The organism is Streptomyces sp. NPDC048278 (genome assembly GCF_040652195.1).
Taxonomy (GTDB): domain Bacteria; phylum Actinomycetota; class Actinomycetes; order Streptomycetales; family Streptomycetaceae; genus Streptomyces.
Genome location: NZ_JBEZLP010000066.1, coordinates 20,898 through 29,050 on the forward strand (window position 1 = coordinate 20,898; position 8,153 = coordinate 29,050).

The window sequence follows — 8,153 nt, forward strand, 5'->3', positions numbered from 1 at the left end:
ATGATGCCCGCGGTGAGCGCGGCCGACATCGCACCGACGCCCTACGCCTGGGAGATCCGGGCCAGCGGGCTGAAGGTCAGGGTCGGCAGGAACCGGATGGCCGTCGACGGTCTCGACCTGTCGCTGGGCACCGGCGTACACGGCCTCCTCGGCCCCAACGGGGCGGGCAAGACCACCCTCATCCGGGCGCTGGCCACCGTGCTGCGCCCCGCCGAGGGCACCCTGGAGCTGCTCGGGGAGTCCGCGGGGGGCATGGGCGAACACCGTGCGCTGCGCCGCCGGATCGGCTATCTGCCGCAGGAGTTCGGCTACTACAAGCGCTTCACGGTCCGCGAGTTCGTCGAGTACATGGCGTGGCTGAAGGAGGTACCCGAGGCGGACATCCCCGCGGCGGTGCAGCACGCCGTGGAGCGGGTGGGCCTGGCCGACCGCGCGGACAAGCGGATGAAGACCCTGTCCGGCGGCATGGTGCGGCGGGTGGGCATCGCCCAGGCCATCGTCAACGACCCGACGATCCTGCTGCTGGACGAGCCGACGGCCGGCCTGGACCCGGCGCAGCGGCTGCGCTTTCGCGAGCTGCTGCAGGAGCTGGGCAGGGACACCTGCGTGGTCGTCTCGACCCACCTGGTGGAGGACGTGGCCGCCGCCTGCACCGACGTGGTGCTCTTCGCCGAGGGCCGGCTGGTCTTCCAGGGCACCCCGGACGAGCTGGCCGCGGTGGGCGGACCGGAGCAGGTGGGCGACAGTCCGCTGGAGCGCGGCTACTCGGCACTGCTGCAGAGCTCCGAGCAGGAGAGGGGCACCTGGTGAACAGCCGTGTCCTGCGCATCGAGTTGAAGCGCTCCGTCGCCCCCTGGGCCGGTGCCGTGGTCCTGACGACCGCGCTGGCGTTCCTGTACCTGCTGAACGGCGGATGGTGGACGGGCACCACGGCGTGGACGGCGCAGTGGACGTCCTTGGCCCTGTGGACCCGGGGCCTGCTGTTCTACCTGTGGCCGCTGGCCGTGGGGCTCGGTGCCCTGCAGGGTCTGCGCGACCACCGCTCGAAGATGTCCGAGCTGCTGACGACGACCTCGCGACCCGCCTGGCACCGCGCCGCCGCGCTCGCGGGCACCGTGGCGACCAGCCTGGCTTCGGCGTTCGCGCTCCTCGTCCTCGCGGGCGGTGTCCAAGTGCTCGCCCACACCGACTACATGCACCTCGGATGGCTGCCGATCTCGCTGGTCGGGGCGCTCTCCCTCGTCGCGGGAGCCGTGCTGGGCATGGGGGCCGGGCGCACTCTGCCGTCCCCGCTCACCCCGCCGCTGCTGGCCATGGTCGCCTTCGCGTTCACGGCGCTCATGCACGCGTCCCTGGGCCAGACACGGACGACCACGGCGGACGGTTTCCCGGTCACGGAGCCGAAGCAGATCTCGCTGCTCTCACCGGTGGTGGCCGACGTGAGCAACGTGTTCGTCACGCTCTCCGCCTCCGTGCACGTCGGACAGACGATCTGGCTGCTCGGCCTGGCCGCGACGGGCTTCGCCCTGCTGGTCGCCGCGACCCCGCGCACCCGGCTGCTCGCCCTGTCGCCCGTCCTCGCGGGCGCGGCGATCGCTCTGCTCGTCCTCCCCTCCGACCCGAGCCGGATCTACGTCCGCGACGAGGCCGCCGCCGCTCTGGTGTGCGACGGCCCGGTGTGCGTGACGAGGGCACACCAGGGACGGCTCGCCGACCTGGCGGGTCCCGGCAAGGAGGCGCTGCGTCTGCTGCACCATGCCCTGGGCGGCCGGGCGCCGGTCTCGGTCCGGGAGAACACCGCCGTCCAGCCGGAGGGCAGCACGCCGCGGTGGTCCCGTAGGACCGTGCTCTTCGACTTCGACGACGACATCGTCACCGCCGCGAAGGGCAAGGAGCTGACGTGGGCCCTGATCGCCAAGGGCATGGTGCCGGGGTGCGGCCCCGTCGGCTGGTTCAGCACCGGCGAGGACGACGTCGCGCAGACCGTCGCGGTGGGCTGGGTCCTCGGCGACCTCAGGTCGCTGCCCAGCACGGAGTCGGCGGGCATGCGCCGCGAGTTCGACACCCAGGCCCGCGCCGTGTGGAAGGACCTTCAGGCGCTGCCCCGAACCGAGCAGGTGTCGCGGATCGACGCGATGCGCGCCGCCGCGCTCTCCTGCCGGGGAGACACGCTCAAGACGCTGACCGGCGGTGCGTCGCGATGAGCCGCGTCCCGATGAGGTGGGTGACGCTGTACGCGCGCTCGCGTCAGGTGCCCGCGTCGCTCGCCGTGGTGGTGATCAGCACGGTGGCGGCGTGGGCGCTCGCCCGGGACGGCAGCGGGGAGCCGGGGGATCCACGGCTGCCCGTGCTCGTCCTCGCCGCGGGAGCGATGGCGGTCTCGGTCGGGCTCGGCGGGCAGGACCTCGCGCTGGACCGGACGGCCGCGATCCGCTGGGTGCCCCGCAGGGCGGCGCATGTGCTGCTCGGCGGTGCGCTCGTCGCCGCGATCCCGCTGGCGGTACGGACAGCCGGCGCCGACCTCGCCACCACCGCGTTCATCGTCCGGGACAGCGCGGGCCTGATGGGGCTCGCCGCCGTCGGGGCGGCGGTGTGCGGGGGGCCGTACGCGTGGACGCTGCCGTTCGCCTGGCTCTCCTACTCGTTCTTCGCCCCTCTCCCGACGAATGTGCCGACGCAGGTGGCGTCCTGGATGCTGCTGCCACCCGGCATGTCTGCGGGCACCTGGACAGCCGTGGTCCTCACAGCCACCGGCACCACGGCCTACGCCGTCGCGGGACCGAGACGGTAGGCGTCGCGGGCTGCCGGATCGGGGGACGGTGGTGACCGTTACGGATGCCCCCGGCCAACGAGCTGACCTGCACTCTGACGGAGCTCTGTTTCGACCTCAGTCGAACTCCGGTGGCTTTGGCGGTGGTGGATGGCGTCCGCGTCCGGATCGCCGCCAGGTCCGCACGCGAGCAAGTCGGACGGCGATCGAAGCAATGGCGGGTGCCCCCATAGAAGGTGGCGCCGGTCTGCGGTGCACTCCGCACGGTGAGGCCGAGGGATGCACGCGTTCACGCCCGCCCCGCTGCGCACGAAGCAGGGCAGGCGTGGAATCGCAAGGATCACAGATCGCACCGGCCGGAGGCGGGTTTCTTGCCGAACCAGACGGAGACCGGGGAATGCGGAAGCAGTACTGTGCCCGCTTTCGGAGTCTGATCGCTGACCGTGCCGATGTGGTCGCAGTCGACGAGGCTGCCGACGACGTTGAGCACATATCCGCCGGCGGCCTGGAGGTCCGCGGTGGCCTGTGGCTGCGAGTCACCCGTCAGGTCGGGCACGGTGGTGACGCCGGTGACCGAGGCCGAAACGGTGGCCAGGCCCCTGCTGTACGAGGTGTCCGACGACTGGTCGACCACCGTCACACCCCAAGTGAGCGTCCCGGGCTGGGAGATGAACACCGTCTCCGATCCGCCGCCGACCGGGACCGGGGCCGACGATGTGCCCGGTCCGCTGATGAGCAGCACGGCCTCGGACGAACCGCCCACGCAGTCCGCGCTCCACTGCAGGGTCGCGTTCTGGCCGTACACCACGGGTGAGGGCGTCACCGTGATCGAGGCGGTCGCGGTTACCGCGCACTGCAGTCCGGGATCGTCGGCGGAGGCGGGTGTCACGGCGAACGCAGTGGCCACGAGGGCCGCCACGATCAGCACCACCGCCCTGGGCGAGTGCACCGTGTGTGCCGCCCGCCTCCGCAGCCCCACGACCGCCTCGGCGAACCTGCGGCGAATCGCCGACCTCGATGCGTGTCTCATAACTGCCATAACTGCCCCTTTTCGTCAGTTCATTGGCTACCAACGTGCGGCTCGGGCCACGGCCTGTCGCGTACCGGTCCGGTCAACGGAACAGGGACCGTCCGCGCGGGACGAACTGGAGGGGCCCCGGAAACGGGCCGCGGACTCGCCCGGCGAAGCCGGTTGCCGCGCTAGGACCCTTCGTTCCGCTGCCCGACGTGGCCCGCGCCGCGCAGGCACACACCCGCACGTGGACGGTGCCCGCGACCGCAGTGAGGTGCAGCGGAGCCCCAGACCTCCTCTGGTCCGGGGCGCTGTCGCGAGGGCGAGGTTGTGCATGTGGGCGACGGCCTGGACCGCGTGATGAAGACCCTCGCCCCGCTGACGGCAGTCTCGGAGGATCTCGCAGTTCTTCATCCGGCCGATGACGTGTTCTACCCGGGCAGGCGTGCGCGTACGTGGTCGTGCCCGGCACCGGCCGCGCGCCCGCGATCACCAGCCGGGTGTCGGCACAGCGGGCCGAACTGCCGGATGGTCAGGTTCGTGCGGTGGTGGACCGCGACCAGCAGCACCCGCTCGGTCGGCGGCAGCGACCATGGCCGGCCTTGCAAGGTGCCAGGATCCGGTGCAGTAGACGCTCCCACGTCCCGTCGGCCGACCGGGAAGATCCGCGCGCCCCGTCTCCGTGTCGACGCCCTTCCAGGGCAGAGGACTTGGGCCGACCGTCCGTCGGAGATCGACAGGTACGACCACGAGGGGGAGCCATGTGATGCCGTGTGGATCCGGTCGGGGCAGGCTCCGCTGCCCCGACGTGTGCATCTTGCGCCGCTCCAACGCGGCTCGTGGTCAGCCCAGTCCGCGGGCGTCCTGCTTCAGAGCCGTGTCGACCGTCAGTGCCGTGGCGACGACCAGACTCCGCAACGGCTCGGGGAGTTGCTGGTGGATCTGGAGGACGTAGTTGTCCGCCGTGGTGAACATGGTCTTCGCGAGGCCCTCCCAGGTCTTGGTGATCCGGGCGACCTCGGTGCCCGCCTGGTCGACGACGGCGAAGTTCCAGGCGCGCCAGTTCTCTCCCTTGATGGCGCCGATCTGGCTCCCACCGGCGTTGATGGCGAAGTTGATCTTTCCGAAGACGTTCTGCTGGACCAATTCGCCCACCGGTTCTCCGTCCGGACGGGTAACGACCACCCGCGACTTGAATATCTTCGCGGGACGGGTCAGTTGCAGCACCGGCTGCCCCTGGGCGTCCCGGATCTCCAGCCGGTGGGTGAAGTACTGGTCCAGGTCGCTGATGAAGCGTACGACCTTGCGCAGCGCGCTCTGCCCGACCTCGGCCACGGACCCGAGCTGGTTGCCGTGCTGGTCCATGACCTTGTACTCGTTGGTCAGCTCTATGAGCTTGGCCTTCTGGTTCACGACCAGAACCGGTTCGGTGAAGAGGGTGCCCCCGCCGGGACCGCTCGGGGCGATCCCGGCCTGCTGCTGCACCTGGCGGCTGACCTTCGGGTCAGGAGTGTTCGATTGTGTGGTCACCGCGGCAAGTTACTCTCCGGGGGCCGCGTCCCGGTCGGCCGCGCGCCGTCTCGTGGCCACACCGTGACGAATCGCGGGTCATCGACTTCGGCCGCATCGGGGCAGTGGGCTCATGGACGGCCCCTTCATCGCACCGCAGTCCGTCCTCATCGGACTTTCGCAGTGGCCGCCGGCCGACGAGCAGCTCCGCGGGTTCGGGGAGCACCGGTTTCAGCCGCGCGGGCCATCAGATCCCACCGGAGCTCCCGGAGGACGTGCGCCGCATGATGCACCACACGCTCACCGCAACGACGCAGGCCACCCGCGACTGCCTGGAGCACCGGGCGCTCCTGGGCCGGCTGACGGCCCTCGGCAAACCGCTACTGGTGATCTTCGGCGAGGACGACCACGGGTGGCGATCCTCGTCCGCCGCCGGCCACCGCGCTGTTCCAGGCGTGGAAGTCGACTTGCTGCCCGGACTCGGACACTCCCCCGGCCCGGGCGGGCGTTGACCACGAGCGCGCGACGGCGGAGCACGTGCGCCGCAGCCACGCGAAGGCGCTCAGCGCGCCGAAGACCCTCATCCCCACCTCACGCCTCGGCGTGCGGGGACTGACACAGGGGTCCGCCTGATCCCCGACCAACCGCGCCTTCCTTCGCCTCACCGCCAGGAGCGCAGGCCTCTACAACTCCATGACCGTCGGCGACTGCATGTCCGCGCCCGCCGCATCACGAGGCCGGGTCGGTCTCGCGGGCAATGTCGATCCCCAGGCACGCATCCCGGACGCCTACTGACGAGTGGGGGCTTTGAACCGATCCGGGTTGGTCAGGTGGTGTGCTGGGTGACGAAGTCGGCGACGGCGGTCTGCATCTGCTGCAGGCCGGGTTCTTCGAGGGGGTAGTGACCGGCGTTGTCCAGCATGAGGGTTTGGACCGGAATCCTGGTGATGCGGGACAGGACGGGAACGCTGAGGTGGTGCGGGGTCCAGCGGTCCTCTGCGGGCTGGGTCAGCAGGACCGGGCAGGCGTCGAAGTCGGCCGGCTCGACGGCAGGGGCGTAGTTCAGGTAGCGGTCCAGGAAGCGGATGCTGACCCAGTTCGCCGCCGAGGTCCGGTCCTTCATGAAGACCTTCATCGCGCCGGGGTCATTGGCCAGGGCGGACATCTTGGAGGCCAGGCTCATCGGGTACTTCGTCGAGGCGGCCGGGGTCTTCGCCAGCAGTCCCATGAGCGGGGCGCCCACGCGGGAGGCGAAGCGGTCGTGGGAGGTCTCGTCGCGCACCTGCTGGTCGCGCTGGTCGAGGAAGGTCATGCCGACGATGCCGGCCAGGGTGCCGCGCGGGGCTTTGGCGGCGACGTGGTAGGTGAGCATGCCGCCTGCGCTCAGGCCGTAGAGCACGATGGGGCGGTCGTCACGGGACTGTTCGTGGGCGAGGAAGTCGACGACGAGGTCGACCCAGTCGTCGTAGGACGGGGTGGTGCCGGGTTTGACCTGGGTGAGGCCGTAGCCGAGGTTGTCCAGGGCAACCGTCTCGAAGCCGCGCTGTGCGAGCGGGGCGCCCAGGATGAGGGACATCTGACGGCCGTTCGTGCCCACGCCGTGGTGCAGCACGACCTTCGCCTTCGCGGCGGGGTCGGGATAGCGATCCAGGTGAATGCGATGTCCGCGCCACTCCCAGAACTCCTCCTGGGGGGCCGTGTCGTCGGTGAGCCGGAGTCGCACAGAGCCCGCCCCTCCGGTCCGGAGGGTGCGACGAGCGGGAATCCGTGACCCTGCGCCCACGGGCCCGACTGGGGCCCGGCGACAGGAAGGAAAGTCCGGGCTACCACATGACCAGGCCGGGCACCCGATTCGGACGGTCCACAGAAGACCTTCCCGCCCCCACGCGTGGTAACAGCTGTTACCATCAGGTCATGGCGAAGACACAGCTGGGCGCACGCGTCGACAGCGAGATCAAGGAACTGGCGGAAGCCCGTGCCAGGGACCGGGGCATGAGCCTCGGCGACTACATCTCCGTCCTCGTACACGAAGACACCGAAGGCCTACGGCAGCGGGGGCTGGACGCTGCGGAGCGGTTCCTCGCCGAGCACCAGGGTGTCTTCGACGAAGCCGAAGACGCCGACAGCCGCGCGCCCGGAGCGCACGCCGCGTAATGGACCTGCACATCGATGTGCCCTGGATCCTGCGGGTCGCGGAGATCGCGGGGGCAGGTGATCCCGCCCCCGAGGACTACGGAGTGCCGGTGGCTGCGGTCGCCGCCCACCGGGCCGAGCTGCTGGACCGGCCCGTCTACGACGGCCCCTACGCCCGCGCCGCCGCCCTGGTCCACGTCCTCGGCCGCTGCCGGTGGCTGGAGCGCTCCAACATGGCCGTGGCTGCCGCGACGGGCGTGATGTACCTGGAGGCTTCCGGGATCCCGGTCAAGCCCGCCAGGGAGGATGCCGTCGCCCTGCGCGACCTGCTGCGGGACCCCGCGTGCACCGCTGCGAGGATCGCCGCCCTGCTGCGGGACTGGCCCAGGGCCACATGAATCCCCAGGTGATCAATTCCTGGGGATGCCTGCGGAGGGTGCGGGGTGGGCGGCGGCCGAAGCCACCGCGAGACGGTCAGACGGCGGACGGCCGGCCGTGGTTGCCGAGGTGGCAGCGGACGGCCGGTCGTCAGGGTCGACGTCGGGATACGTGAACCGCACGGGCTTGCCCGGCGACCGGGCGCAGGCGATCTCAGCTCGGCTGCTGTCCCCTCGAAGTTCGCCTGGCCGTGCAGCCTGGCCGATCACGCTGGAAAACTGGCAGGACGCCCCGCTGAGTCGCTGGGGCTTCGCCCATGCGGAGCAGATCGTCCCCGCGGCCGTGATCCGC

The 8,153-nt window shown here is 70.9% G+C and carries 11 protein-coding genes and 2 pseudogenes; 7 read left to right on the top strand and 6 right to left on the bottom strand.

The features are described from left to right. The 3 genes from AB0D74_RS49430 to AB0D74_RS49440 are packed head-to-tail and all read left to right on the top strand — an operon-like array spanning window position 1 to window position 2,791. Entirely contained in the window at window positions 1–810 is an 810-nt protein-coding gene (locus tag AB0D74_RS49430) for an ABC transporter ATP-binding protein (RefSeq protein ID WP_362602955.1), read from the top strand. After that, on the top strand, window positions 807–2,204 hold the full coding sequence (locus tag AB0D74_RS49435) for a hypothetical protein (protein ID WP_362602931.1): 1,398 nt from the start codon (window positions 807–809) through the stop codon (window positions 2,202–2,204). Before AB0D74_RS49430 ends, AB0D74_RS49435 begins: the two co-directional genes overlap by 4 nt. 11 nt (window positions 2,205–2,215) lie before the next feature. Continuing rightward, window positions 2,216–2,791, top strand: coding sequence for a hypothetical protein (locus AB0D74_RS49440; protein ID WP_362602957.1), 576 nt, complete (start codon window positions 2,216–2,218; stop codon window positions 2,789–2,791). Between the two features lie 319 nt (window positions 2,792–3,110). Here AB0D74_RS49440 and AB0D74_RS49445 read toward each other — a convergent pair whose 3' ends face one another. The 4 genes and pseudogenes from AB0D74_RS49445 to AB0D74_RS49460 all read right to left on the bottom strand — a co-directional run bounded on the left by AB0D74_RS49445 (window position 3,111) and on the right by AB0D74_RS49460 (window position 5,312). After that, window positions 3,111–3,800, bottom strand: a complete 690-nt coding sequence (locus AB0D74_RS49445) for a PASTA domain-containing protein (RefSeq protein ID WP_362602934.1) — start codon at window positions 3,798–3,800, stop codon at window positions 3,111–3,113. 297 nt (window positions 3,801–4,097) lie between these two features. Then, a pseudogene (locus AB0D74_RS49450) lies at window positions 4,098–4,223 on the bottom strand (IS5/IS1182 family transposase); the annotation flags it as partial. After that, window positions 4,214–4,390 carry a hypothetical protein gene (locus AB0D74_RS49455; protein ID WP_362602936.1) on the bottom strand — a complete coding sequence of 59 codons (177 nt, stop codon included), beginning with the start codon at window positions 4,388–4,390 and terminating at the stop codon, window positions 4,214–4,216. The pseudogene AB0D74_RS49450 and the gene AB0D74_RS49455, both read right to left, overlap by 10 nt. A 235-nt stretch (window positions 4,391–4,625) precedes the next feature. Continuing rightward, the gene (locus tag AB0D74_RS49460) at window positions 4,626–5,312 is read right to left on the bottom strand and encodes a phospholipid scramblase-related protein (protein WP_362602939.1); all 687 of its coding nucleotides are present in this window, start codon (window positions 5,310–5,312) and stop codon (window positions 4,626–4,628) included. Between the two features lie 263 nt (window positions 5,313–5,575). Between AB0D74_RS49460 and AB0D74_RS49465 the strand changes: the two genes are divergently transcribed. After that, window positions 5,576–5,803 carry a hypothetical protein gene (locus AB0D74_RS49465; RefSeq protein ID WP_362602942.1) on the top strand — a complete coding sequence of 76 codons (228 nt, stop codon included), beginning with the start codon at window positions 5,576–5,578 and terminating at the stop codon, window positions 5,801–5,803. Between the two features lie 314 nt (window positions 5,804–6,117). On the opposite strand, the gene AB0D74_RS49470 is transcribed toward AB0D74_RS49465, so the two are convergent. After that, the gene (locus AB0D74_RS49470) at window positions 6,118–7,014 is read right to left on the bottom strand and encodes an alpha/beta hydrolase (protein ID WP_362602943.1); all 897 of its coding nucleotides are present in this window, start codon (window positions 7,012–7,014) and stop codon (window positions 6,118–6,120) included. Window positions 7,015–7,205: 191 nt separating this feature from the next. Here AB0D74_RS49470 and AB0D74_RS49475 point away from each other — a divergent pair, with 191 nt between their 5' ends. Next, window positions 7,206–7,445, top strand: a complete 240-nt coding sequence (locus AB0D74_RS49475; protein ID WP_362602946.1) for a hypothetical protein — start codon at window positions 7,206–7,208, stop codon at window positions 7,443–7,445. Further along, the gene (locus AB0D74_RS49480; RefSeq protein WP_362602950.1) at window positions 7,445–7,822 is read left to right on the top strand and encodes a fic family toxin-antitoxin system, toxin component; all 378 of its coding nucleotides are present in this window, start codon (window positions 7,445–7,447) and stop codon (window positions 7,820–7,822) included. Before AB0D74_RS49475 ends, AB0D74_RS49480 begins: the two co-directional genes overlap by 1 nt. Before the next feature lie 12 nt (window positions 7,823–7,834). Here AB0D74_RS49480 and AB0D74_RS49485 read toward each other — a convergent pair. Continuing rightward, window positions 7,835–8,047, bottom strand: a pseudogene (locus AB0D74_RS49485) (hypothetical protein); the annotation flags it as partial. Between AB0D74_RS49485 and AB0D74_RS49490 the strand changes: the two are divergent. Continuing rightward, window positions 7,974–8,153: hypothetical protein (locus tag AB0D74_RS49490; protein WP_362602960.1), on the top strand; the 180-nt coding region annotated here is incomplete at its 3' end. The pseudogene AB0D74_RS49485 and the gene AB0D74_RS49490 sit on opposite strands and share 74 nt — an antisense overlap.